The organism is Peribacillus sp. FSL P2-0133, assembly GCF_037975445.1.
Taxonomy (GTDB): domain Bacteria; phylum Bacillota; class Bacilli; order Bacillales; family DSM-1321; genus Peribacillus; species Peribacillus simplex_E.
This window is the reverse complement of record NZ_CP150254.1, coordinates 3,988,173-4,011,840: the sequence shown is the minus strand read 5'-3', so window position 1 is coordinate 4,011,840 and position 23,668 is coordinate 3,988,173. Positions and strand designations below refer to the sequence as shown.

At 42.5% G+C, this 23,668-nt stretch carries 26 protein-coding genes; 22 read left to right on the top strand and 4 right to left on the bottom strand.

Features of this window, described 5'->3' with window-relative positions:
* Positions 1 to 260 precede the first annotated feature (260 nt).
* The 12 genes from alaS to MKY17_RS19260 all read left to right on the top strand — a co-directional run bounded on the left by alaS (position 261) and on the right by MKY17_RS19260 (position 13,253).
* Positions 261 to 2,897 carry an alanine--tRNA ligase gene (alaS, locus tag MKY17_RS19315; protein WP_339200344.1) on the top strand — a complete coding sequence of 879 codons (2,637 nt, stop codon included), beginning with the start codon at positions 261 to 263 and terminating at the stop codon, positions 2,895 to 2,897.
* A 66-nt stretch (positions 2,898 to 2,963) separates the two neighbouring features.
* Positions 2,964 to 3,233: an IreB family regulatory phosphoprotein gene (locus MKY17_RS19310; protein ID WP_034311358.1), complete on the top strand. Its 270-nt coding sequence runs from the start codon at positions 2,964 to 2,966 to the stop codon at positions 3,231 to 3,233.
* Positions 3,233 to 3,658, top strand: coding sequence for a Holliday junction resolvase RuvX (gene ruvX, locus MKY17_RS19305; RefSeq protein ID WP_063232961.1), 426 nt, complete (start codon positions 3,233 to 3,235; stop codon positions 3,656 to 3,658). Before MKY17_RS19310 ends, ruvX begins: the two co-directional genes overlap by 1 nt.
* Before the next feature lie 11 nt (positions 3,659 to 3,669).
* Entirely contained in the window at positions 3,670 to 3,957 is a 288-nt protein-coding gene (locus MKY17_RS19300; protein WP_339200342.1) for a DUF1292 domain-containing protein, read from the top strand.
* Positions 3,958 to 4,882: 925 nt separating this feature from the next.
* Entirely contained in the window at positions 4,883 to 6,019 is a 1,137-nt protein-coding gene (gene mltG, locus MKY17_RS19295; protein ID WP_339200341.1) for an endolytic transglycosylase MltG, read from the top strand.
* 257 nt (positions 6,020 to 6,276) lie between these two features.
* Complete coding sequence (locus MKY17_RS19290) at positions 6,277 to 6,942, top strand: O-methyltransferase (protein ID WP_098369732.1); 666 nt, start codon at positions 6,277 to 6,279, stop codon at positions 6,940 to 6,942.
* A complete protein-coding gene (locus tag MKY17_RS19285) occupies positions 6,929 to 7,858 on the top strand; it encodes a peptidase U32 family protein (protein WP_339200340.1) in 930 nt (309 codons plus the stop codon). The genes MKY17_RS19290 and MKY17_RS19285 overlap by 14 nt, the downstream gene beginning before the upstream one ends.
* Positions 7,859 to 7,890: 32 nt before the next feature.
* A complete protein-coding gene (locus MKY17_RS19280; protein WP_098369734.1) occupies positions 7,891 to 9,162 on the top strand; it encodes a U32 family peptidase in 1,272 nt (423 codons plus the stop codon).
* A 1-nt stretch (position 9,163) separates the two neighbouring features.
* Positions 9,164 to 9,802: a uridine kinase gene (gene udk / locus MKY17_RS19275; protein ID WP_034308619.1), complete on the top strand. Its 639-nt coding sequence runs from the start codon at positions 9,164 to 9,166 to the stop codon at positions 9,800 to 9,802.
* 305 nt (positions 9,803 to 10,107) lie between these two features.
* Positions 10,108 to 10,584, top strand: coding sequence for a transcription elongation factor GreA (gene greA, locus MKY17_RS19270; protein WP_034308617.1), 477 nt, complete (start codon positions 10,108 to 10,110; stop codon positions 10,582 to 10,584).
* A 122-nt stretch (positions 10,585 to 10,706) separates the two neighbouring features.
* Positions 10,707 to 12,458, top strand: a complete 1,752-nt coding sequence (locus MKY17_RS19265; RefSeq protein ID WP_339200339.1) for a penicillin-binding transpeptidase domain-containing protein — start codon at positions 10,707 to 10,709, stop codon at positions 12,456 to 12,458.
* 87 nt (positions 12,459 to 12,545) lie between these two features.
* Entirely contained in the window at positions 12,546 to 13,253 is a 708-nt protein-coding gene (locus MKY17_RS19260; protein WP_339200338.1) for a YrrS family protein, read from the top strand.
* A gap of 67 nt (positions 13,254 to 13,320) precedes the next feature.
* Here MKY17_RS19260 and MKY17_RS19255 read toward each other — a convergent pair whose 3' ends face one another.
* Positions 13,321 to 13,533, bottom strand: a complete 213-nt coding sequence (locus MKY17_RS19255) for a DUF2536 family protein (RefSeq protein WP_323598439.1) — start codon at positions 13,531 to 13,533, stop codon at positions 13,321 to 13,323.
* Positions 13,534 to 13,691: 158 nt separating this feature from the next.
* On the opposite strand from MKY17_RS19255, the gene MKY17_RS19250 reads away from it, so the two are divergent.
* The 7 genes from MKY17_RS19250 (at position 13,692) to MKY17_RS19220 (ending at position 18,442) form a co-directional block, all read left to right on the top strand.
* Positions 13,692 to 14,330, top strand: a complete 639-nt coding sequence (locus MKY17_RS19250) for a class I SAM-dependent methyltransferase (RefSeq protein WP_098369737.1) — start codon at positions 13,692 to 13,694, stop codon at positions 14,328 to 14,330.
* Between the two features lie 16 nt (positions 14,331 to 14,346).
* Positions 14,347 to 15,042, top strand: coding sequence for a 5'-methylthioadenosine/S-adenosylhomocysteine nucleosidase (gene mtnN / locus MKY17_RS19245; RefSeq protein WP_098369738.1), 696 nt, complete (start codon positions 14,347 to 14,349; stop codon positions 15,040 to 15,042).
* Positions 15,043 to 15,136: 94 nt separating this feature from the next.
* Complete coding sequence (locus MKY17_RS19240) at positions 15,137 to 16,060, top strand: cysteine synthase family protein (RefSeq protein ID WP_339200336.1); 924 nt, start codon at positions 15,137 to 15,139, stop codon at positions 16,058 to 16,060.
* Positions 16,061 to 16,062: 2 nt separating this feature from the next.
* The gene (locus tag MKY17_RS19235; RefSeq protein WP_144526657.1) at positions 16,063 to 17,199 is read left to right on the top strand and encodes a bifunctional cystathionine gamma-lyase/homocysteine desulfhydrase; all 1,137 of its coding nucleotides are present in this window, start codon (positions 16,063 to 16,065) and stop codon (positions 17,197 to 17,199) included.
* Positions 17,200 to 17,332: 133 nt separating this feature from the next.
* A complete protein-coding gene (locus tag MKY17_RS19230; RefSeq protein ID WP_144549899.1) occupies positions 17,333 to 17,599 on the top strand; it encodes a YrhC family protein in 267 nt (88 codons plus the stop codon).
* A gap of 484 nt (positions 17,600 to 18,083) precedes the next feature.
* Entirely contained in the window at positions 18,084 to 18,224 is a 141-nt protein-coding gene (locus MKY17_RS19225; RefSeq protein ID WP_144549897.1) for a YrzI family small protein, read from the top strand.
* Between the two features lie 92 nt (positions 18,225 to 18,316).
* Positions 18,317 to 18,442, top strand: a complete 126-nt coding sequence (locus tag MKY17_RS19220) for a hypothetical protein (protein WP_260397976.1) — start codon at positions 18,317 to 18,319, stop codon at positions 18,440 to 18,442.
* A gap of 177 nt (positions 18,443 to 18,619) precedes the next feature.
* Here MKY17_RS19220 and MKY17_RS19215 read toward each other — a convergent pair whose 3' ends face one another.
* Entirely contained in the window at positions 18,620 to 18,748 is a 129-nt protein-coding gene (locus tag MKY17_RS19215; protein ID WP_339200332.1) for a hypothetical protein, read from the bottom strand.
* A gap of 203 nt (positions 18,749 to 18,951) precedes the next feature.
* Between MKY17_RS19215 and sigK the strand changes: the two genes are divergently transcribed.
* Positions 18,952 to 19,674: an RNA polymerase sporulation sigma factor SigK gene (gene sigK / locus MKY17_RS19210; protein WP_034308596.1), complete on the top strand. Its 723-nt coding sequence runs from the start codon at positions 18,952 to 18,954 to the stop codon at positions 19,672 to 19,674.
* Positions 19,675 to 19,868: 194 nt separating this feature from the next.
* On the opposite strand, the gene MKY17_RS19205 is transcribed toward sigK, so the two are convergent.
* Positions 19,869 to 20,171, bottom strand: a complete 303-nt coding sequence (locus tag MKY17_RS19205) for a hypothetical protein (protein ID WP_144549893.1) — start codon at positions 20,169 to 20,171, stop codon at positions 19,869 to 19,871.
* Between the two features lie 162 nt (positions 20,172 to 20,333).
* On the opposite strand from MKY17_RS19205, the gene MKY17_RS19200 reads away from it, so the two are divergent.
* Positions 20,334 to 22,124 (top strand): M3 family oligoendopeptidase, encoded by a 1,791-nt coding sequence (locus MKY17_RS19200; RefSeq protein WP_144549891.1) that lies wholly within the window; start codon positions 20,334 to 20,336, stop codon positions 22,122 to 22,124.
* A gap of 68 nt (positions 22,125 to 22,192) precedes the next feature.
* Here the strand turns inward: MKY17_RS19200 and pssA are convergent, their stop codons facing one another.
* Positions 22,193 to 22,732, bottom strand: coding sequence for a CDP-diacylglycerol--serine O-phosphatidyltransferase (gene pssA, locus MKY17_RS19195; RefSeq protein ID WP_098369745.1), 540 nt, complete (start codon positions 22,730 to 22,732; stop codon positions 22,193 to 22,195).
* A 136-nt stretch (positions 22,733 to 22,868) separates the two neighbouring features.
* On the opposite strand from pssA, the gene MKY17_RS19190 reads away from it, so the two are divergent.
* Entirely contained in the window at positions 22,869 to 23,654 is a 786-nt protein-coding gene (locus tag MKY17_RS19190; RefSeq protein ID WP_098369746.1) for a phosphatidylserine decarboxylase, read from the top strand.
* Positions 23,655 to 23,668 lie beyond the last annotated feature (14 nt).

Genomic DNA, 23,668 nt, shown 5'->3' with positions numbered 1-23,668 from the left:
AGTATGCTGAAGTCCATCTAAAAGAGAGGGGTCCCCTAGGCTGAAAGGGACTGCCAGGTGAAGAGCAGCAGAAAGCTAGTCCTGAGAGCAGCTAATACCTGCCGTCATGCCGCGTTAAGGCTTTTATGAAGGTGATGGGCCTGGGTGAATTCCCGCGTCCATAATCAGGGTGGTACCGCGAGTCAACTCTCGTCCCTGTTTTTGGGATGGGGGTTTTTTGTGTGCTCAAAATTACATAATTTTAAAAGGAGGATATATATATGAAGTATTTAACTGGTGCTCAAATCCGCCAAATGTATTTAGATTTTTTTAGTGAAAAAGGCCATAACATCGAACCGAGTGCGTCATTGGTTCCTCATGAAGATCCATCATTGCTTTGGATCAATTCCGGGGTGGCGACGTTAAAGAAATATTTTGATGGACGGGTGATTCCTGAAAATCCAAGGATTACAAATGCTCAAAAGGCCATCCGTACGAACGATATTGAAAACGTGGGGAAAACGGCACGTCATCATACGTTTTTCGAAATGCTCGGAAACTTCTCCATTGGTGAATACTTCAAAGAAGAAGCCATCACATGGGCTTGGGAGTTTTTGACGGATGAAAAATGGATTGGGTTCGACAAAGAGAAATTGGCTGTGACGATCCATCCTGAAGATGATGAAGCATTCGAACTCTGGAATAAGAAAATCGGTGTTCCTGCTGAAAGGATCATTCGCCTGGAAGAAAACTTCTGGGATATCGGTGAAGGTCCAAGCGGCCCGAATACGGAGATTTTCTATGACCGCGGACCGGCATATGGCGATGATCCGAATGATCCGGAACTATATCCAGGCGGGGAAAATGAACGACATCTTGAAGTCTGGAACCTTGTGTTTTCTCAATTCAACCATAATCCAGATGGTTCTTACACACCGCTTCCAAAGAAGAATATCGATACAGGCATGGGCCTTGAACGTATGGCTTCCGTCGTTCAAGATGTGGCGACGAACTATGATACAGATTTATTCATGCCAATCATCCGGGCAGTCGAAGAGATTTCCGATGTGAAGTATGGTGTTGATACAGAAAAAGATGTTGCATTCAAGGTCATTGCCGACCATATTCGTACGGTAGCCTTTGCAGTAGGTGACGGGGCTCTTCCATCCAACGAAGGACGCGGTTATGTATTACGCCGTTTACTACGCAGAGCGGTTCGATATGCTAAGCAAATCAACATCAATCGACCATTCATGTTCGAGCTTGTGACGGTCGTAGGCGAAATCATGAAAGACTTCTACCCTGAAGTCCTCAAGAATAAAGAGTTCATTGCAAAAGTAATCAAAAATGAAGAGGAACGCTTCCATGAAACATTAAATGATGGACTGTCCATCCTTTCTGAAGTCATTAAAAAGGAAAAGCAAAAAGGCGGTACGACCATTCCGGGCAGTGATGCATTCCGTTTATATGACACATATGGTTTCCCGATTGAGTTAACGGAAGAATATGCAGAAGAAGAAGGCATGACGGTCGATCAAGCCGGATTTGAAAAAGAGATGGATGCACAGCGTGAACGTGCTCGTTCAGCGCGTCAAGATGTGGATTCGATGCAAATTCAAGGCGGGGTATTGGGCGATATCAAAGTTGAAAGTGAATTTGTCGGCTATGATCAAGTAGCTGTCGAAGCGAAAGTTGCTGCCATCATCAAAAATGGCGAGCTTGTTACGGAGGCAGAAGAAGGAGAAGAAGTTCAAGTGATACTGGACAAGACTCCTTTCTACGCGGAAAGCGGCGGACAAATAGCCGATATAGGAACGATGGCCAGTGAATCCGTGAAGGTTGATGTCCATGATGTCCAAAAAGCTCCTAATGGCCAAAATCTGCACCGTGTAACAGTTACTGCCGGCACTTTAACAGCAGATTCCAATATCGTTGCTACATTAAATCAAGAAAACCGCATCCATATCACGAAAAACCATACAGCGACGCATCTTCTGCATCAGGCGTTGAAAGATGTGCTTGGTACACATGTCAACCAAGCTGGTTCACTCGTACAAGCTGAGCGTCTTCGCTTCGACTTCTCTCATTTTGGTCAAATAACGGCGGAAGAGATTGAACAAATCGAAACGATTGTAAATGAAAAGATTTGGCAAAGCTTACAAGTGAATACGGACTATAAAAACATTGAAGAAGCCAAGGCTATGGGCGCAATGGCCTTGTTCGGCGAAAAATACGGCAAGATTGTCCGTGTCGTTCAAATCGGCGATTACAGTTTAGAACTTTGCGGCGGTGTCCATGTCCCGAATACAGCGGTAATCGGCTTGTTCAAAATCGTTTCCGAAAGCGGCATCGGTGCAGGGACTCGCCGTATAGAAGCGGTAACGGGTGCTGGGGCATACAAATTGATGACTGAGCAAATCGGTGTCTTGAAAGACGCGGCTGCTAAATTGAAAACAAACCTGAAAGACGTACCTTCAAGAATTGAAACGGTACTTTCTGAAGTGAAGGATCTTCATCGTGAGAATGAAAGCCTTACTGCAAAATTAAGTAATATCGAAGCAAGCAGTCTTGTTTCTAACGTAAAAGACATAAATGGGGTTCAAGTATTGGTGGCAAAGGTTCAAGCTACCGACATGAATAATCTGCGTGCCATGGCAGATGATTTGAAACAAAAGCTTGATTCTGTCATTATCGTATTAGGTTCGGCCCAAGGCGATAAAGTCAATTTGATTGCCGGGGTGACCAAGGATTACATCGATCGCGGTTTCCATGCTGGTAAATTGGTCAAAGAAGTTGCTTCCCGTTGCGGCGGTGGCGGCGGCGGACGTCCAGATATGGCCCAAGCCGGCGGAAAAGACCCTGAAAAATTGGATGCAGCACTTAATTTTGTTGAAGAATGGGTCTTATCGATTTCATAATCAATGGAAAGTGTTGTACAATGAAGGTAATAGTGGATTCTGGACGCTGAGGAGAGGTGCATGTTAATGAGTTCCTTTGATAAAACGATGAAATTTAATTTTCCCGAAGAACCATTCGAAAGAGATGTACAAGAAGTATTGTCTCAAGTATATGTTGCACTTCAGGAAAAAGGTTATAACCCGATAAACCAGATTGTCGGTTATCTATTATCTGGTGACCCGGCCTACATCCCGCGCCATATGGATGCTCGAAACATTATTCGTAAGCTTGAACGCGATGAAATCATCGAAGAATTGGTTAAGTCGTATCTTAAGAACCATCGAGAGGAATACTAATGCGCACAATGGGACTTGATTTAGGTTCAAAAACCATCGGCGTTGCCGTGAGTGACGCGATGGGTTGGACTGCACAAGGATTGGAAACGATCAAAATTAACGAAGCTGGAAATGACTTCGGCTTTAAACGCCTCAATGAAATTATAAAAGAGCATGATGTTTCTAAAATTGTCCTCGGTTTACCTAAAAACATGAATGGGACTGTTGGACCGCGAGGCGAGATCAGCCAAGATTTCGCTAAACGATTAGAAAACAAATTCAAGCTGCCGGTGTTTCTCTGGGATGAACGGTTGACAACTATGGCGGCTGAACGTGTCCTTCTTGAGGCGGACGTGAGCCGAAGCAAACGCAAGAAAGTCATTGATAAAATGGCAGCTGTCATGATTCTGCAAGGATTCTTGGACAGACAAACAAATTCTTTATGAGGTGAATACAAATGGAACACGGCGAAAACAACATTACAGTAGTAGATGAAAACGGAAACGAGCAGCTTTGCGAAATCCTTTTCACATTCGATTCAGATAAATTCAACAAATCTTATGTACTTTACTATCCGATGTCTGCAGAAGATGACGAGGAAGAAATTGAAATCCACGCTTCATCATTCGTACCAAGCGAAGATAATAAAGATGGTGAACTTACACCGATCGAAACAGAAGAAGAATGGGATCTTGTCGAAGAAATGTTAAATACATTCCTTGACCAAGAAGAAGAAGAAGAATAAGAAAAAAACCGGCCCCTAAAGGTCGGTTCTTTTTTTGAAAAGGGGCTCAATCTAAATTTTAAAACAAAGTTGATTGGAATGGAAGGTACGAGACTCCTGCGGGAAAAGCGTGTCAATCGGAGACCCCGCAGGCGCAAAGGCGCCGAGGAGGCTCCCGGACCGCCCGCGGAAAGCGAGTGCCTGGAAAGGAAATCAACGTTCAAATTGTACAAACCCCTAAAAAACAGTAGACATTAAGGACGGTTTTTCATTTATGTACTAGTAACGGCCTTATCTTTTCTCTGCGAATAAAAGTATAAATGTAGCGAGTGGACCTAAAAATAATGATAACAAGAACCAATTCAACGCCGTTCTATTTTTACCTTGAGCAAGTCCGGCGTTTATGAGTGCCAATGTCCCCCAACCTACAAAATAAGAATTATCCAACTCCTTCACACCTTTCTATATCATTAATTAATAATACCATTCCTGTATGAATATTCCTTTCATTTCCTGAAATGCCTAATACATGCAGGGGGAATTTTTTTTAAGCTGAGTAAATAATTAAAACAAAGTTGATTGGAGAGTAAGGTGCGAGACTCCTGCGGGAAAAGCGCGTCTAGGGGAGACCCCGCAGGCGCAAGCCGAGGAGGCTCCCGGACCGCCCGCGGAAAGCGAGTGCCTGGAGCGGAAATCAACGACTAAATTGTACAAGCCATAAAAAGACTGTAGACAAAGATATCACTATTTTCCTATAAAATAACATCTGTATATTGACAAAACTAGTGCATTTTTGCCATAAATAGAGTATTGATGAATGTAGTTTTGCAAAAAACATGTAATTATTTGTTGATTTTAGTATAATGTTCGAAGCAAAGATTAATTAGAGAAAGCATCATCAAGAAACCATTCTGTAGTTGGTGTTGAGTTTGCAGGGGGAATGAAAATGGATGAAAAAGATAAAAATTTATCTAAAAAGGAACATATCCGAATGAAATTGTTAGAACAGCAAGGAGAAGCCAAGCTGGTTCGTAAAATCATCATGATTACGGTAGCTTCGCTTATTTTACTAATTGGGATAGTTGGTCTTGTGGGCTTTTTATATATCAACTCAGCCATGAAACCAGTCGATCCGGATGATGATACCATCAAGAAAGTGAAAATCCCAATCGGTTCTTCCGTTAACGGAATTTCAACGCTGCTTGAAGAGCAGGGAATAATCAAGGACGCACGCGTATTCAAATATTATATTAAATTCCGCAATGAATCCGGTTTTCAGGCAGGGGAGTATAAATTATCACCTTCCATGCCAATTGAAGATATCGTCACAAGCATCAAAACCGGAAAACTCATGAAGGAAGCTGCAATGAAGATAACCATTCCTGAAGGAAAGCAGCTTATCCAAATTGCTGATATCATCGCAGTGAAGACGGGTGAAGATCCGAAAAAGGTCTTTAAGAAATTGAATGATAAAAAGTTCGTAAATACCATGCAAGAGAAATTTCCGCAGCTCTTGACCTCAGAAATTGAAAATGAAAAGGTTTTATATCCGCTTGAAGGGTACCTTTTCCCGGCTACTTATGACTTTTATGAGGAAAAGCCGACCCTGGAATCGATCGTCATCGAGATGCTGAAGAAAACCGAAGAAACATTGCAGGCTTACGAGAGCCAAATGGACAAGAACGATTATTCCGTACACCAGATGCTGACCTTCGCCTCGCTTGTCGAAGAAGAGGCGACGGCGCAAGTCGATCGCGGAAAAATAGCTTCCGTCTTTTACAATCGTATTGAGGAAGGTATGCCGCTTCAAACGGATCCGACCGTTTTGTATGCGAAGGGTTCACATAAGAGCAGGGTGTATTATAAAGACCTTGAGGTGAAATCCCCTTATAATACGTATAAGAATAAGGGGCTGCCGCCAGGACCGATTGCCAATGCCGGAACGACATCGATCGATGCGGTACTGAAACCTGAGAAAACGGATTATCTGTACTTTTTGGCTACACCTGAAGGGGAAGTCCTTTACTCCAAGACCTTGGATGACCACAATAACAAAAAGGCAGAGCATATTTCCAATAAATAAATAAAAAATAGCAATGAGACTGTGGGGGGAGAGATATTACTTTCCCCTTGTTTTTATGATAGAATAGTACAAGTGAATTTTTGATCCGATTCTTATCGGTGACGTAACTCGGCGAATGCCGGGTTTTATTTTGAAAGATAAGGAAATGTAGATCGTCAAGCATACTTGTTTCAGCTCCTTGTGAAGAAATTGTCCAATCAGTTTTTTCATGTTACTGACCAAGCGCTTTTGTTTTCCTTATAAATGGAGGAAACGTTTTGAACGGAAAAATAGAACAATATCTTCATTCCTTAATTCCGGAGCGTACGGGTTTGCTTAAGGAGTTGGAAGATTTTGCGATGGAAAATAATGTGCCGATCATGGAGCCCGAAGGCATTGAGGTGCTGCTTCAGATTTTAAGGCTTCATCAGCCAAAGAGGATATTGGAAGTAGGTTCGGCAATTGGCTATTCGGCCATTAGGATGGCTGAGACCCTTCCGGAAGCTCGAATCGTCACACTTGAACGGAATGAAGCCCGTATTGAGCAGGCAAGGGCTAACTTCGAGAAGGCGGGACTGTCGGAAAGGATCACCCTCATTGAAGGGGATGCCCTTGAAGCGGGACCGAAAGTGATGGAACATGGTCCGTTTGATATCATCTTCGTTGATGCAGCTAAAGGGCAGTACAAGCGATTCTTTGAACTGTTTGAACCATTCCTTGCTGGTGCTGGCATTATCATTACTGATAATGTTTTATTCAAAGGCTTGGTTGCCGAAAACATTGAAGAAATGGAAATGACGAGAAGAAAGCGAGCTCTTATTAAAAAAATCAGGGACTTTAACATCTGGTTACATGACCATCCCAACTTCGATACCGTAATTTTGCCGATTGGTGATGGTGTGGCCATTAGTAAACATAGAGGTGACAAAAATGAAAAAGCCTGAATTACTTGTGACTCCGACAAGTGTCGACCATATAACAGAACTCATCGATGCTGGCGCTGACGCCTTCGTCATTGGCGAACAACGTTATGCGCTAAGGCTGGCAGGGGAGTTCAAACGTGAAGATGTAGAGAAGGCGATTGAGCTTGCACATGCTGCGGGCAAGAAAGTGTACGTATCCATGAACGCCATTTTCCATAATGAAAAAGTGGACGAGCTTGAAGGGTATGTCACATTCCTTAAAGAGGCTGGTGCCGACCGGATCATATTCGGTGATCCCGCAGTCTTGATGGCTGTCCGTGCCGTGGCACCTGAAATGCCCCTGCACTGGAATACAGAGATGACGGTAACGAACTGGTACACATGTAATTATTGGGGGAAACGCGGTGCTGTCCGCGCCGTTGCTGCCCGTGAGATAAGTCTGGACGAGATAGTGGAAATGAAGGAAAATGCCGAAGTGGAGATTGAAGTCCAAGTGCATGGCATGACATGCATGTTCCAATCGAAGCGTACGCTTCTTGGTAATTACTTTGAATACCAAGGCAAGGCATTGGAAGTGGAAAATCGGAAGGAACAAAGAAATATGTTCTTGCATGATAAGGAACGTGAAAATAAATATCCGATTTATGAAGATGAAAATGGTACACATATCATGAGTCCGAATGATATGTGCATGATTGATGAACTTCAGGAATTGATTGAAGCGGAGATTGATTCACTGAAAATCGAAGGATTATTACAAACACCGGAATATATCATTGAAATGACAAAGTTATATCGGGAAGCGATTGACGTATGTGCTGAAGACCCTGACGGCTATGATGATGTGAAATCGGAACTTTTTGAAAAAGTCAAAGCGATTCAGCCGGATAACCGTGAGTTGGATACCGGGTTCTTCTTTAAAGAATCGGTTTATTAAAGAAAAGGGTAAGAGAAAGAGGAGGAATAGCCTTGAATGCTATTGCTGATAAAATTTCCAAGATCGTTGATGGAAAGAGAGTCATTGTAAAAAAACCGGAATTGCTAGCTCCGGCCGGCAACCTTGAAAAATTAAAAATTGCCGTCCATTACGGCGCGGATGCCGTGTTCATTGGCGGTCAGGAATATGGTCTTCGTTCCAATGCCGGCAACTTCACGTTTGAGGAAATGAAGGAAGGCGTCGAATTCGCTAATAAGTATGGTGCTAAAGTATATGTAACTACAAATATCTTCGCACATAATGAAAATATCGATGGTCTGGATGAATACCTGGAAGGTCTTCAGGAGGCTGGGGTTCATGGTATCATCGTCGCCGATCCATTAATCATTGAAACATGTAAAAGGGTCGCTCCGAACGTCGAGATCCATTTAAGCACGCAACAATCGCTATCGAACTGGAAGGCTGTTCAGTATTGGAAAGAAGAAGGCTTGGAGCGTGTTGTTTTGGCACGTGAGACGAGTGCTGATGAAATCCGTGAAATGAAGGAGAAGGTCGATATCGAAATCGAGGCTTTCGTTCATGGAGCCATGTGCATTGCCTATTCTGGTCGCTGCACCCTTTCGAACCATATGACGGCACGTGATTCGAACCGCGGAGGCTGCTGTCAGTCTTGCCGTTGGGATTATGATTTATATGAGTTGGATCAAGACGGAGAAAAGGCTTTATTCGATAAAGAAGATGCTCCATTCGCAATGAGTCCAAAAGACTTGAAGCTGATTGAATCACTGCCAGGCATGATTGAAATTGGCATAGACAGCTTAAAAGTCGAAGGAAGAATGAAATCGATTCATTATATTGCAACAGTTGTCAGCGTCTATCGTAAAGTGATTGATGCGTATTGTGCCGATCCTGACAATTTCAAGATTAAACAAGAATGGCTGGAAGAGCTTGATAAATGTGCGAACCGTGAGACGGCATCATCGTTCATGGAGGGGGAAATTCCTGGGTATAAACAGCAAATGTTCGGGAATCATACCGTAAAGACTCGCTTCGACTTTGCAGGATTAGTGCTTGATTACAACGAGGAAACTAAAATCGTTACCATGCAGCAACGTAATTTCTTCAAGCCTGGGGATGAAGTGGAGTTTTTTGGACCGGAAATTGAAAACTTCACTCAAAAAATCGGTACGATCTGGGATGAGTCAGGTAAGGAGCTGGAGGCAGCCCGCCATCCGCTTCAAATTGTCCGCATTCAAGTAGATAATAGAGTTCATGTGAACAATATGATGCGGAAGGAGAATTGATATGACAAGAAAGAAACCAGTGGTCATCGGAGTTACCGGAGGGTCGGGATCAGGTAAAACAAGTGTTACCCGTTCCATTTTTGAATTCTTTCAAGGACATTCCATCTTGATGATCGAACAAGACTATTACTATAAAGATCAAAGTCATCTGCCTTTTGAAGAGCGCTTGAAAACGAACTATGATCATCCGCTTGCATTTGATAATGATTTGCTAATCGATCACATTAACGCATTGCTGCGTTATGAAACGATAGAAAAACCGGTTTATGATTATTCGATCCATACGCGTTCAGAAGAAGTCATCACAGTTGAGCCCCAGGATGTCATCATCCTTGAAGGGATTCTTGTGCTGGAGGATGAGCGCCTCCGGGACCTGATGGATATGAAGCTTTATGTTGATACGGACGCAGACTTGCGGATCCTTCGTCGGATGACCCGTGATATTAAAGAACGCGGCCGTTCCATAGATTCCGTCATCGAGCAATACATCAGTGTCGTCCGTCCGATGCATAATCAGTTCATAGAACCGACGAAGCGTTATGCCGACATCATCATACCAGAAGGCGGTCAGAACCATGTGGCGATTGACCTTATGGTGACAAAAATTCAAACAATCCTTGAACAAAAGTCTTTTTTGTAATAACATAGCATAAATAATGATAGGTGCCATTTTCCTCCGTTTATTTAAATAATCCCATTTATTTATTGGGAAAGACTGGACAAATGTTGGAAAACGCAATACTCTATTCTTGATACAGAACGAACCGGCTGCTCACCGCAGTCGGTTTATATACTAAGGAACGGATTGTTTCTTAGTATCGAAGCGTGTACTTTTTAAGTCGCGCAATTATATATTTTGACTCGATTTCAGGGTTAAGCACTATATAGTACATAAACTTGTCACAGCGAAAGCTTGCTGTAAAGAATTTGAAGGAGTGAAGGGTTTTGGCAATTGAAAAAGAATATCCAATGACTAAAGAAGGTAAGTTAAAGCTTGAACAGGAACTGGAACAGTTAAAAACGGTTAAACGTAAAGAAGTGGTGGAAAGAATCAAAATCGCCCGCAGTTTTGGGGACCTTTCCGAGAACTCAGAGTACGATTCCGCAAAAGAAGAGCAGGCTTTCGTTGAAGGACGCATTACAACAATCGAAAACATGATCCGTAATGCAAAAATCATTGAAGGCAATGATTCGAATACAGATACAGTTTCACTAGGGAAGTCGGTAACATTCGTGGAACTTCCAAATGGTGACGAAGAAACATATTCCATCGTAGGAAGCGTTGAAGCGGACCCATTCGAAGGGAAAATCTCCAATGATTCCCCGATCGCGAAAAGCCTGATAGGGAAAAGGGTCGGCGACAAGGTATCGATCATGACACCTGGCGGCGAAATGAGCGTGAAGATCGTATCCATCGACTAAATAAAAGCAAAAGAGGGTGTCCATGGGGCATCCTCTTTTTTATCGGAAAAGTGCCGCGTTAAATTTGTTCATAATTGTTTAAAAATTCGCACCTCGTCAACAATGGTTACGAGGTGTATTTTATGAAAAAGAAACGAATGAGGTTGCTGGCTGTTTTTTTGACCACTTTCATGCTGATGCTCATAGGCAGGCTTGCCTATATCCAACTTGTATCGACAGAATCTTTTTCAAAGCATGATGTGAACCTGTTAGAAGCAAGCGTGAATCAGCGTTCACAAGTATTAAAGATTGATGATGGACGCGGAAAGTTTTATGACAGAAATGGAGAACCGCTTGCACATGAAGAAATCCCGACGCTCGTCCTATTTCCATTTTTAAAAAAAATGACATGGCCCATAGATGAAGTGGCCTCGATAATAGGCAAATCGGAAGCGGAGTTAAAACGGGCGATAGAACAAGCGGATGAACCATTCGTATTTGGCGGAGATGAACCGATAGAGTTGACGTCCAGTCAATCCAAGGCAATCAATGAATTGAAGATTCCCGGGGTCTTTGCCGTGAATGAGAAATTATATCCTGATCAGACCCCTGCAGCGCAATTGATCGGAACGACGAATATATCAGATGCGGAAAAGAAAAAACGTTATCCGGACATGAATTTATCTCCTGAAACGAAAATAGGCAATACGGGGCTGCAAAGGACCTTCGATGAGTTCTTGCTTTCCTCTGGGGAATCGAAGCTCGTTTTTCACGTGGACGCCAGTGGAGGCCCAATGTTCGGTGTAGATGTTAAATATGTGGAACCTGCAAATCCGCTTTACCCGGTGAAGGTCGTGACGACGATCGATAAAGAAATTCAGGAGAAAGCGGAGAAGCTCGTCGATGAACGCGGGATAAAAAAAGGCGGTCTCGTACTGATCGATATCGAAAAAAGTGAAATCGTCGCAATGGTATCACGTCCGGCACTTAATGTAAAAGATCCGAATGGCGAAGGGGCCGTCAATATGATGCTGACTCAAAAAACGCCGGGTTCCGTCTTTAAAACGGTCACGGCAGCAGCGGCCATCGATTATGAAGCGGCTAGTCCCACCAGGACATTTAATTGTAATTTGACGATAGACGGCAAAACGGATAAACAGAGGGAACTGGGCATGCTTAATTTTGAAAATAGCTTTGCCCAGAGCTGCAACAGGACGTTTGCCGAATTGTCACAGGAAATAGCAGAGAAGGATCCGGAATTTTTGGACAAATATGCAAAAATGTTAGGGCTGGTTGGTGAATCGGGCTGGCAAGGGGACGTCTATCACACTGAAGTCACTCAATTGCATCAAGAACAAACCGGGAAGGTCTGGCATGATGACGATTTAAAAAAAGATCCTAAAATGATTGCCAAAACAGCAATTGGCCAGCAGGATGTCCAAACGACACCGCTCGCGATAGCGAATATGATGGCAACGATTGCCCGCGGCGGCAAGAAGGAACAGGTCAAAGCCGTTTCCAAGGTCGAATTTAACAATAGTACGACGGTAGTCGATTTTCCCAATCAAACTATTGGCGGTGATACACTGTCTCCATATACAACGATGAAGATGCAGCATCTTCTTAGGAAGGTCGTGACGGAAGAGAAAGGGACGGGCGCTTCCTTGAGAGATTTGCCTGTGGAGGTCGCTGGCAAGTCTGGAACGGCTCAGACCAATATCAAAAAGGGGCAGCTGAATAAATGGTTTGCGGGCTACTTTCCATATAAAGATCCCAAATATGCTCTTGTTACCGTAAGTTTTGAAACGAAGGAAAACAGTTCCAGCATGACGCCTCTTTTTTCAGATATTGTAAAAGTCCTGTACTCCAAGGACCAGGACAAAAGCGAGAATTGACGAAAGGTGTAGGAAACCCTTCCCTTCTATCTCTGGCTAAATCATGTTAAAATGAGTCAGTAAGAAATGGTAAGGGAGGAATGGACCTTGGGCTCACGTTTTAATCAGAGAGATCAAAAAAGAAAAGTAAATAAAATATATAATATTGCAATCACCATCGTTTCCATTTTAATCGTCATTGTCGCAGTCACGATTTTCTTAAGTGATGATGGCACCGAAACAAAAAAAGCTACGACTGAACCGAAGCAAATCGCCGATACAGATTCGGGGAAAGTAGCGGACAAGCCTGCTGGGAAAGAGGAAGAAACGGATTCAGAGAAGGAAGACGCAGTAGGAGATAGTGAAGCAACAGAAGAAGATGCAGTAGAAGAAGATAGTAAAGCAACAGAGGAAGATGCAGAAGAGAAGGCTGAAGATGGTGCAGATTCAGAAAAAGCGGGAGATGCCGAACTTGTGGAAGTGGAAGGCAGCGGAGATGGCAATGTTGCTCAAACATATACGAGTGAGGGCTGGAAACCAGTAGGAACTGAGCAATCCGGGGATCACACTACAAGCTTTGAAAAGGGCTCGGTCGATTGGAATGAAATGAGTAAAGCCATAGCAAGCGGAGCTGGAATCGATGAAGGCAGCATGAAGATATGGTGGCTGCAAAACGGCGGTTCGTCCAGCACGGCAATCGGTACCGTTTCTGAAGGAGATGATCCTAAAACCTACCGCGTTTATATTGAATGGGTGGACGGATCAGGTTGGAAACCTGTAAAAGTCGAAGAGCTGAAGACAAACGATAAAAGGTAATGGTCAAAAATTTATAAACGAAAACCCCCGAAAGGAATTCAACTTTTCGGGGGTTTTTTCATGGTGATCACTTTTTTGCTTTAAAGTGGACGACTGCACTATAAAAACGTCTGCCTTCTTCACTTACATACATTTGGTGTGACACGGATTCCACCTGAAGCATGATCGCTTTATTGATTTCAATTTGTGATTGGATTTTTTCTTCAAGATTCTTAATGCTTTCTGCCTCGAAAAATTCTATTTTATCTTCAAATAAGTTTAAGTCGAGTTGAAAACCCATGACTGTTCCCCTCCAACATTCAGATACTGTTAGTTTAACACCATTTTGGACGAATCTGAACCGAATGAATGATTTGCCTAAAAAACAAGAACTGATTCTGTGTTTATTTCATATTATGCTTATAGGTTTTATTATCTTATCATAAAAGGTGATTAAAAATGGGCAGAGAATTTATAGATTTATTTGAAGAATGGTCGAAATCTTATGATGATACGGTTGGTGGACACGATATTGAGTATCAAGAGGTTTTTAAACATTATGATAACATATTGAACAGCGTCACAGATCGAGCTCATGGCCATGTGCTGGAGTTCGGAGTAGGTACCGGGAATTTGACGGAAAGGCTTTTGAAGAAAGGCCTGAAGGTATCGGGAATAGAACCTTCACCTGCGATGAGGGAAATAGCGGTAAGCAAGCTGGACGGAAAAACAGAAATTGTGGATGGCGATTTTATCGATTTTCCGAAGCCGGAACAGGTTGATTCGATTGTGAGTACGTACGCGTTTCATCATTTAACAGATGAAGAAAAAGAAAAAGCTATAGCCAACTATGGAAAGTTACTGAATACTGGTGGTAAAATAGTGTTTGCGGATACGATGTATCAATCAAGGGAAGCGCATGAACAAGCGATTCAAGATGCAAGGCAGGCAGGCTTTCATAATTTGGCAAACGATTTGCAAACGGAATATTATACTACGATTCCTTTTTTGGAAAAAGTGCTTGAAGTAAATGGATATAAAGTGAACTTCGAGCGCTGCAATCAATTTGTCTGGATTATGGAGGCGGAAAAATTATAGGAAGAGGTTTTTACTAATGAAGGTAGCCATAATCGGAGCAATGGAAGAAGAAGTTACGATTTTACGTGATAAATTGGAGGGTTTGGAGCAGGTGACCATTGCCGGTTCCGAGTTCAATACAGGCACACTGAATGGTGTCGAGGTCATTTTGCTTAAATCGGGAATCGGTAAAGTGAATGCGGCAATGTCCACAGCGATCCTGTTAGAAAAATTCAAACCGGATGCGGTCATCAATACTGGCTCTGCCGGCGGTTATCATCCAGCACTTAATGTAGGGGATGTGGTCATTTCCTCGGAAGTACGCCACCATGATGTCGATGTGACGATTTTCGGATATGAATACGGTCAAGTCCCTCAGCTGCCTGCAGCTTTCACTCCGGATGAGAAGCTTTTCGCAATAGCGGAAGAAGCAGCAAAAGAAATCGAGGATATACAAGTGGCAAAAGGGTTGATCGTGACGGGGGATTCTTTCATGAATGATCCTGACAGGGTTGAATTCGTCAGGGGGAAATTCTCTGATTTATACGCGGTGGAAATGGAAGCGGCAGCCATTGCACAGGTAGCCTTCCAATTCAAGACACCGTTTGTCATCATTCGTTCCCTTTCGGATATCGCAGGTAAAGAGTCCAATATTTCCTTTGATAAATTCCTGGAAACTGCGGCTCTTCATTCAGCGGCACTGATTTTGAAAATGGTTGAAAAAATGAAATGAATGGTAAGTGATCAGCGGAAGTCTTTCTGCTGATCATTCTTTATTGCATAATTCTTATTAAGTTGGTAGGATAACTATGAAAGGGTGTCCGAATATGAAAGTCTTTCAAAACATTCATGAGTTGATAGGGAAAACGCCGATGATGGAAATCACCCATTTCACGCTTCCGGATGAGGTCCGTATCTTTGCCAAACTCGAATACTTTAATCCGGGAGGCAGTGTGAAGGATCGGCTTGGTCAAGAACTGTTAGCCCAAGCGTTACAGACAGGGAAGGTGAAAAAGGGCGGGACGATCATCGAACCGACTGCCGGAAATACTGGGATTGGCTTGGCGTTGGCTGCGATAAACAGTGGAGTGGACGTGATATTTTGCGTTCCGGAGAAATTCAGTGCCGAGAAACAGGAATTGATGCGTGCCCTTGGAGCGAATGTGATCCAGACCCCGACAGAGGAAGGAATGACAGGAGCAATCGCAAAGGCAAAGGCGCTGCTGGCTGAAATTCCGGGATCATATTGTCCCCAGCAGTTCGCCAACCCATCCAATCCTGATGCATATTATAAAACTCTGGGACCTGAAATATGGGAACAGATGGAAGGCGATGTGGATGTGTTTGTAGCCGGTGCCGGGACGGGCGGGACATTCATGGGAACATCGCGATATTTAAAAGAAAAGGACGCTGCTGTCAAAACGGTCATAGTCGAACCAGAAGGATCGATTTTAAACGGCGGCAAGGCGGGACCCCATAAAACAGAGGGGATCGGGATGGAATTTTTACCTGCCTATATGGATGAAACGTATTTTGACCAAATCCATACGGTAAGCGACGATGAGGCGTTCCATATGGTGAAGGAATTGGCGCTTAAAGAAGGACTTCTTGTTGGAAGTTCTTCTGGCTCGGCATTTGCAGCGGCATTGAAAGAAGCAGCTAAAGCTACCCCGGGTTCGAATATCGTTGTGATATTTCCGGATTCCAGTGAACGGTACTTAAGCAAAAACATTTATCAGGGAGGTCTTTGAAAATGAGGAAAAAAACACAAATGATCCATGGCGGTATTTTTGGTGATGAAAAAACGGGAGCGGTGTCGGTGCCGATTTATCAAGTGAGCACTTATAAACAGGATGGTCTGGGGAAAGATCGAGGATATGAATATTCACGTACAGGCAACCCAACCCGCCATGCCCTTGAGGAATTGATCAAGGATCTTGAAGAAGGAAAAAGAGGATTCGCCTTCGGTTCAGGAATGGCAGCGATAACGGCGGTTATGATGCTGCTGAGTCAAGGTGATCACGTTTTATTGACGGATGACGTTTATGGAGGTTCTTTCCGAGTGATGACAAAAGTGCTGAACCGCTTCGGGGTGGAAGCTACGTTCATCGATACGAGTGACATACATTCGATCCAAAACGAGATCAAAGACAATACAAAGGCACTGTTCATTGAAACCCCGACGAATCCATTATTGAAGATCACTGATCTAGAGGCGGTTTCAAAAATCGCTAAAGAAAACGGTATCCTCACTGTTGTGGATAATACCTTCAGTACGCCATACTGGCAAAATCCACTTACACTTGGTGCTGATATCGTGCTTCATAGCGCTACGAAGTACTTAGGGGGGCACAGCGATGTTGTAGCGGGTCTTGTCGTGGTGAATGATGAAAAACTTGGCGAGGACCTTCATTTCATCCAAAACTCCACAGGAGGCGTGCTGGGGCCCCAGGATTCATGGTTGCTGATGCGCGGCATTAAAACGCTTGGAATCAGGATGGAAGAACATGAAAAAAACACCTCCCAAATCGTTCGTTTCTTATCCAGGCATAAAGCCGTTTCGAAAATTTATTACCCAGGTCTTGAAGACCATCCAAACCATGATATTGCTAAAGAACAATCGCGTGGCTTCGGCGGCATGGTTTCATTCGATGTCGGCAGTGCCGAAAAAGCCGAATCCGTTTTGAATAAAGTGAAATACTTCACGCTGGCTGAAAGTCTAGGGGCAGTGGAGAGCTTAATTTCGGTTCCAGCCAGGATGACACATGCTTCCATCCCCGCTGAGCGCCGTGCAGAGCTTGGAATAACGGATGGGTTGATTCGTATTTCAGTAGGTCTTGAAGATGTTGAAGACTTATTGGAAGACTTGGAACAAGCGCTGCAAGGATAATCGGAGAGGGGCCGCTTCATAGCTGGCTGCCATTATTTACACCCTGTCATTTGGAATAAATATGGTAGAATGAGATATCGATATCTTATTAGCTTGAAAGAAGGTGGAATGGCATGAAAGAAGGTGGAATGGCATGAAAAACCGCAAAAAACAAACGGTTGCATTGCTGCGTTCGAAAATGGTCGATTTTAAATATTTTGCGATCACTTTGTTATGTGTGGGTTCGTTCTTCTATTTAGGAACCATCCTTCCCTCTGGCGACAAAGCGATGATTGACACATATGTCTATATGGGAGCGACAATAATGTTCCTGGGCATGTCCATAGTATTTTTCTCATTATCCAAAAAACACAAAAAGATCCTGGCCGAAATGGATGACCAAGACTCTTTACAACAATAGAAGCAAACCTGATTCTTTAATGGAATCAGGTTTTTTTGTTTTTCTAACGTTGTTGCCCAATAGGGGCAAATTTATCATACTACTTGCCACTTTAGGTAATAATAGCCCTTGAAAATGGGGGAAAAGATGGAAATTTCAAAAAAATAGGCAAAAACCGTTTACAAAAATCGAATTTATGGATATACTTACCAGGTAATAAAAAATATTCCAAAGGAGGTCGAAGAAAATGACATTGTATCTATATGGAGTCGTCACTATTAGCCGGTCCGTTTCAATTGACAATCACATAACATTCGACCTGTGCCAAGCGGAATATTTCTAAAGCAATTTGGCTTTATTAATCATTCAGACATAGCGGCCGCAGGGAGAAGTGTTTTATCCTGCGGCCTTTTTATATTTTCTAAAAAATCCCGCAGGAGGACGTAACTTTCTGCGGCCTTTTTATGCCTTTTTGTTGGGCCGCTCCCTTAAAGGAGGTGATATTATGACACTGAATATGCTTTTTTTCACAATCACGATTAAAATGAAAAAAATGACTGCCGAGGAATGTTTGCAACAGGAGAGAATCCAGAAGATTCGAGAAGAACATCTAGATAAAGCGTTGAAGCATCGTCCTTTTTTCTAAAAAATATACGAGGTTGGTATCCCGTTCATAAAAAAAATAAGAAAGGTGGAGGTTAATATGTTGAACTTGGTATACGTAAAAGGAGAGAAGCGTTGCTATTGGCAGGAGAAGGATACCGGCTAACGGATCTGCCGGTGAAACCAAGCATTGTCATGGTCTGTATATATATGAACAGCGGAAAAGGCCATTGGAAACATGATAAAGTGAAGGTATGGTGATTAATGGTTATGACGCTGCTTAACTCGGAACTGCAACGTTGGAAATGAATATGTAAATGGAAAACTCGGCACTCGGGCCGAGTTTTTTTCTTTGCCTGAATCAGCAGCACGAACCTAATCCTCCAAAACCAAATCCACATCCGGGCAACCAGCAAAACCCGAAAATGAGCAATAAAATCAGGAGGACAATAAACAGACCATAACCATAGCCGTAACCGTAACCGTAACCGTAACCGTAACCGTAACCGGACCCTGCATAACAAGGCGCAGGAGCTGGATAACCATAACTGCATGCGTATGGTCCATAGTTATATCCCATTGCAAAAACCCCCTTTCCCTAAAAAATTCCCTATCATTATATGAACATTTGCCTTCGTTCGTTTGGGAATTCATCCAGGCTGGTTTGAACATTTAACACTTTCGTGATTTCTTTTAGTGGGACAGGCACGAACAAGCCCACTGTTGCATAGGTATGAATAGGGAAGCCAAAGAAACGGGGGATGAAGCCAATGCCCGGAATACTTACAGTTGTCGGTTATATTATCAAAGAATTTTACTTATTCGTTTCCTATGTGAAAAACAACGCTTTTCCCCAGCCCTTGTCATCTCAGGATGAAAAGAAATATCTGAAGCTTATGAGTGAGGGGGACGGTGATGCCCGTAACATCCTGATCGAGCATAATCTCAGGCTTGTTGCCCATATCGTCAAGAAATTCGAGAATACGGGCGAAGATACAGAGGATTTGATTTCGATTGGGACAATTGGTTTGATAAAGGCCATTGAGAGTTATTCGGATGGGAAGGGTACGAAGCTGGCCACATATGCGGCGCGATGCATCGAGAATGAAATCTTGATGCATTTACGGGCGACAAAGAAAACGAAGAAAGATATTTCCCTGCATGATCCGATCGGTCAAGATAAAGAAGGAAATGAAATCAGTTTAATCGATGTACTGAAATCGGAATCGGAAGATGTCATCGATACGATTCAGCTCAATATGGAAATTGAAAAAGTGAAAAAGTATATTGATATTTTGGATGAACGCGAAAAGGAAGTCATTGTAGGCAGGTTCGGACTGGATTTGAAAAAGGAAAAAACCCAGAGGGAAATCGCTAAAGAGCTTGGCATTTCCCGCAGTTATGTATCAAGGATCGAAAAACGTGCCTTAATGAAGATGTTTCACGAATTTTACAGAGCAGAAAAAGAGAAGGAAAAGAAAGCCAAAGGATAGGAATGGTAAAAGGCAAAGAGAGTGCGGGGAAATTTCCCCGCACTCTTTTTTTTAATATTTATTTCTGATCATATCTGCAAATGCGTGATAAATCTCGATTCCCTGAAAAAGGAACAGACGGGAAGCGGTTAAAGAAAATACCCCTACCATAATTAATCGAAACCACATATGAATCACTCCTCCATTTTATTTTTTTATAAAATGTCAGAGCGTAAGGCTACGTAATTCGCCTGGAAAAAAACCGGACCGAGATATCGTCGACGAAGATTTGAGTGAAAATAAAGAAAACTTAAAATGGAAAATTCGAAAAAGATAATGATGATAAGAGACTGCCAGGAACCAAAGCTAGGCACGAAAGGCTGTTTCTTATCGGCCTTATCCCAATGGTGAACATCGGTATGTTCCTCAATGGTTAGCTGCTGTGCGTGATGATGGAACTGTATGGGCAGTGTCCAAAGGAGCAGGATGATGGCAGACATGTGAATAAAGAATTTCATATGAATCAACCACCCCTTTCCCAAGAATATATACATCATAACATGCTTTTAATCTGGGATATAGAAAAATGTTCCGACAAAATACTGAAAATTCCTTTTAATTAGAAAAATATCGAATTTACCTCTATAATGGGATTAGTGATAAAAAGGGGGCAATTTAGTATGGGATATTCTTTGACGTGGGATTTGGATATCTTTTTTAAAGGAGGAAGCTCTTCTAAGGAGTTCCTGATTTTTTTAGATGAAATTAACGACGAGGTAAAAGAATTAGACCGACTTGTAAGCAATATCAATCCAGCAGGAAATGATGAGAGCAGTTTAATCAAGGCATTTGATCTTTTTAAAAATACAAATATGAAATCCACGCAGGCACGTGCATTCATTGGCTGCCTGGAAGCGCAAAATGCGCAGGATAAAAAAGCTGGTCAGCTGCGTATCAAACAAATGAAGATAGTCGCTTCACTTAAAATGGTGTTAAGCAAGCTGGATGAAAAGTTGATACAGCTTGATGATGCTTTTTTTAAAAAAATCCTCGAAAAAGAACCATTGAATGAATTGAAATTCGTATTGAATGAACGTCGGGAAAAGGCAAAGGAAAAGCTTTCCGTGAAGGAAGAATCATTAATCACCCAATTGGCTATGGACGGTTTTGAAGGTTGGAGCCAAATGTATGATACGATCGTCGGTTCAATGACCATCCCTTATAAGGGTGAAAAGCTTTCTGTAGGCCAAGCGGCGAATAAATTTTCTGATCCTGATGAAAGGAACCGGAAAGAATTATTTACGGCGTGGGAACAGGCTTGGGAGGAAAAAAGTGACCTATTTGCCCGGACTTTGAACCACTTGGCTGGATTCCGTCTCAGTGTGAATGAAAAAAGAGGCTGGGATGATATTTTGAAAGAGCCCCTTGAAATAGGGAGGATGAAAAAAGAAACCCTTGAAAGCATGTGGAATGTAATTGCCGATCATAAGGAGCCGCTTGTGAGGTTTTTAGAAAGGAAAGCGGAGTTACTGGAATTGGATAAATTAAGTTGGGCGGATTTGGATGCGCCGCTCGCTGTTACAGCAGAGTCCAAAGTAATGGATTATCAAGAAGGTGCAGACTTCATCATACAGCAATTCTCTAAGTTCGGCTCTCAATTAGCAAACTTCACCCAAAAAGCTTTTGAAGACAGCTGGATTGAAGCGGAGGACAGACCAGGTAAGAGACCAGGCGGTTTTTGCACCGGTTTTCCATTAAATAAGCAGTCAAGAATTTTCATGACGTATTCGGGTACCCCATCCAATGTATCGACATTGGCCCATGAATTGGGACATGCATTCCATTCATATGCGATGAGGGATATCCATCCATTGAATCGGTCATATGCCATGAATGTGGCTGAAACGGCCTCTACTTTTGCTGAAATGGTCGTTGCGGATGCAGCTGTGAAGGAAGCGGCCAGTGAGGAAGAAAAGCTGGTGCTTTTAGAAGATAAAATTCAGCGGTCCGTGGCATTATTGATGAATATCCATGCCCGCTACTTATTCGAAACAAGGTTTTATGATGAGAGGAAACAAGGGTATGTCAGTGCCGAACGGCTGAATGAACTGATGGTCGATGCACAAAAAGAAGCTTATGGCGATGCTTTAAGTGATTATAATCCAACGTTCTGGGCTTCAAAGCTCCATTTTTATATTACAGGTGTACCATTTTATAATTTTCCGTACACATTCGGATACTTATTCTCATTAGGCATATACGCGAATGCCCTGAAAGAACCAGCAGGATTCGAAGAAAAATATATCGCTCTATTAAAGGATACCGGTTCCATGAAGGTCGAGGATTTGGCGGAGAAACATTTAGGCGTCGATTTGAAGACCAGGGATTTTTGGGAAGAAGCGGTCAATGCCTGTATGGAGGATGTAGAAGAATTCTTGCGTTTGACCGACCCCCTAGTCCGAAAAGCTTAAGATGGGTTTTCGGATGGAATATGAATGAAAAAAGCGGATGTCCGGTATAGGACATCCGCCTTTCTTATTTAAACTTTCTTCAGTTTAAATGGACTGACCATAAGTAATGATAATATAATCATGAGGGATAAGAAAAAGACCGGATGGAAATACGGGATGGCTAGATAACTTAAAGTAGCGATGCAGCCCGCAACCGTAATTGGCACTCCTGTAAAATATCCATTGCTTTCGCTTATATTGAAGCGGGCGAGACGAAATGCGCCACAGCCAATATAGAAAACCGTGAATAGTGTGCCAGGTGCTCCGAATTCTATTAATATTCCTTGGTATAATAATAGAGCTGGTGCGACGCCAAAGGATATGATGTCACACATCGAATCAAGTTGCTTACCCAATTCCGATTCAATGTTGAATTTCCGAGCAACCATACCGTCAAAGCGATCTGCAAGGGCAGCCAGGAAAATTAATAGCAGGCTTAAATTCAATTGGCCGTGCATTACGGCAATTATCGCAAATCCACCAAGGGATAAATTAATTAAAGTAAGTATATTTGCTGTTTGTGCTTTTAATTTTTTAATGGTTTGATCTAGGGCGTGTAATAAAAACATCTTTTCACTCCTTTCAAATGAAACAAATTAAAACAAAATATAGTAAACATAAGTATTTATTATATAATAATATTTTATTTAACACAATTTATGCAAGGGATTTTTAGAATAATTTTACAATTTGGAGTGGTTTTATTTGTTTCAGTCTTTGTATCGCGTTCTTATTGAACTGACGAATGGTCAGTATTCATCAGGTTTATTAAAGCATTTTAGTCAATCTCGTTGGAGCAGGCCCTTAATTTTACTTTATGTAAAAACATTCAATCTTAATCAACAAGAATTTGGTAAGGAGGTAAAAGCTTATACTAACCTGCACGAGCTTTTTACCAGGCAGTTAAAGGCGGATGCCAGGCCAATTACGGCAGTTCCTTCTGCGGTAGCTTGTCCTGTGGACGGTGTTCTTGAGGATTCAGGGGAGATACGCGCTGATAAAAATATCGTCGTTAAGGGAAAGGTATATTCAATGGGGGAAATGCTTGGGGATGAGCTTTGTTTGGAAAAGTACTTAGGGGGAAAATATCTCGTGTTATACTTAAGCCCGAGTCATTACCATAGGATTCATGCACCAATCAAGGGTTCCGTGGTCAAACGTTGGACCCTTGGAAGGAAATCGTACCCCGTTAATAAATGGGGGATGAAATATGGAAAAGAGCCTTTATCAAAAAATTACCGGACAATAACTGAACTTCAAAATGAAGCGGGAAGTCTGGCAATGGTGAAAGTCGGGGCCATGTTCATAAATTCGATCGTCATTACTGATGAATCGGATGAATTGGAAAAAGGACAGGAATTTTCTTATTTCAGCTTTGGGTCCACAGTGGTTCTTCTTTTTGAAAAAGGAAGTTTTGAACTTGAAGGAAACATATCCATTCCCGCAGATGTCCGTGTGGGTGAAACAATCGGATTCATGAGAGCCGTCTAACTTCAAATGAAAAT

What these genes read in the sequence shown, in the direction of transcription:
- MKY17_RS19240 (WP_339200336.1), top strand. Translation starts at nt 15,137, where the DNA reads ATGAAAGTCTTTCAAAACATTCATGAGTTGATAGGGAAAACGCCGATG.
- pssA (WP_098369745.1), bottom strand. Translation starts at nt 22,732, where the DNA reads ATGTTTTTATTACACGCCCTAGATCAAACCATTAAAAAATTAAAAGCA.
- MKY17_RS19200 (WP_144549891.1), top strand. Translation starts at nt 20,334, where the DNA reads ATGGGATATTCTTTGACGTGGGATTTGGATATCTTTTTTAAAGGAGGA.
- mtnN (WP_098369738.1), top strand. Translation starts at nt 14,347, where the DNA reads ATGAAGGTAGCCATAATCGGAGCAATGGAAGAAGAAGTTACGATTTTA.
- MKY17_RS19285 (WP_339200340.1), top strand. Translation starts at nt 6,929, where the DNA reads ATGAAAAAGCCTGAATTACTTGTGACTCCGACAAGTGTCGACCATATA.
- mltG (WP_339200341.1), top strand. Translation starts at nt 4,883, where the DNA reads ATGGATGAAAAAGATAAAAATTTATCTAAAAAGGAACATATCCGAATG.
- sigK (WP_034308596.1), top strand. Translation starts at nt 18,952, where the DNA reads ATGCCCGGAATACTTACAGTTGTCGGTTATATTATCAAAGAATTTTAC.
- MKY17_RS19205 (WP_144549893.1), bottom strand. Translation starts at nt 20,171, where the DNA reads ATGAAATTCTTTATTCACATGTCTGCCATCATCCTGCTCCTTTGGACA.
- MKY17_RS19310 (WP_034311358.1), top strand. Translation starts at nt 2,964, where the DNA reads ATGAGTTCCTTTGATAAAACGATGAAATTTAATTTTCCCGAAGAACCA.
- MKY17_RS19300 (WP_339200342.1), top strand. Translation starts at nt 3,670, where the DNA reads ATGGAACACGGCGAAAACAACATTACAGTAGTAGATGAAAACGGAAAC.
- alaS (WP_339200344.1), top strand. Translation starts at nt 261, where the DNA reads ATGAAGTATTTAACTGGTGCTCAAATCCGCCAAATGTATTTAGATTTT.
- MKY17_RS19225 (WP_144549897.1), top strand. Translation starts at nt 18,084, where the DNA reads ATGACACTGAATATGCTTTTTTTCACAATCACGATTAAAATGAAAAAA.
- MKY17_RS19230 (WP_144549899.1), top strand. Translation starts at nt 17,333, where the DNA reads ATGAAAAACCGCAAAAAACAAACGGTTGCATTGCTGCGTTCGAAAATG.
- MKY17_RS19235 (WP_144526657.1), top strand. Translation starts at nt 16,063, where the DNA reads ATGAGGAAAAAAACACAAATGATCCATGGCGGTATTTTTGGTGATGAA.
- MKY17_RS19250 (WP_098369737.1), top strand. Translation starts at nt 13,692, where the DNA reads ATGGGCAGAGAATTTATAGATTTATTTGAAGAATGGTCGAAATCTTAT.
- udk (WP_034308619.1), top strand. Translation starts at nt 9,164, where the DNA reads ATGACAAGAAAGAAACCAGTGGTCATCGGAGTTACCGGAGGGTCGGGA.
- MKY17_RS19255 (WP_323598439.1), bottom strand. Translation starts at nt 13,533, where the DNA reads ATGGGTTTTCAACTCGACTTAAACTTATTTGAAGATAAAATAGAATTT.
- MKY17_RS19215 (WP_339200332.1), bottom strand. Translation starts at nt 18,748, where the DNA reads ATGGACCATACGCATGCAGTTATGGTTATCCAGCTCCTGCGCCTTGTT.
- ruvX (WP_063232961.1), top strand. Translation starts at nt 3,233, where the DNA reads ATGCGCACAATGGGACTTGATTTAGGTTCAAAAACCATCGGCGTTGCC.
- MKY17_RS19265 (WP_339200339.1), top strand. Translation starts at nt 10,707, where the DNA reads ATGAAAAAGAAACGAATGAGGTTGCTGGCTGTTTTTTTGACCACTTTC.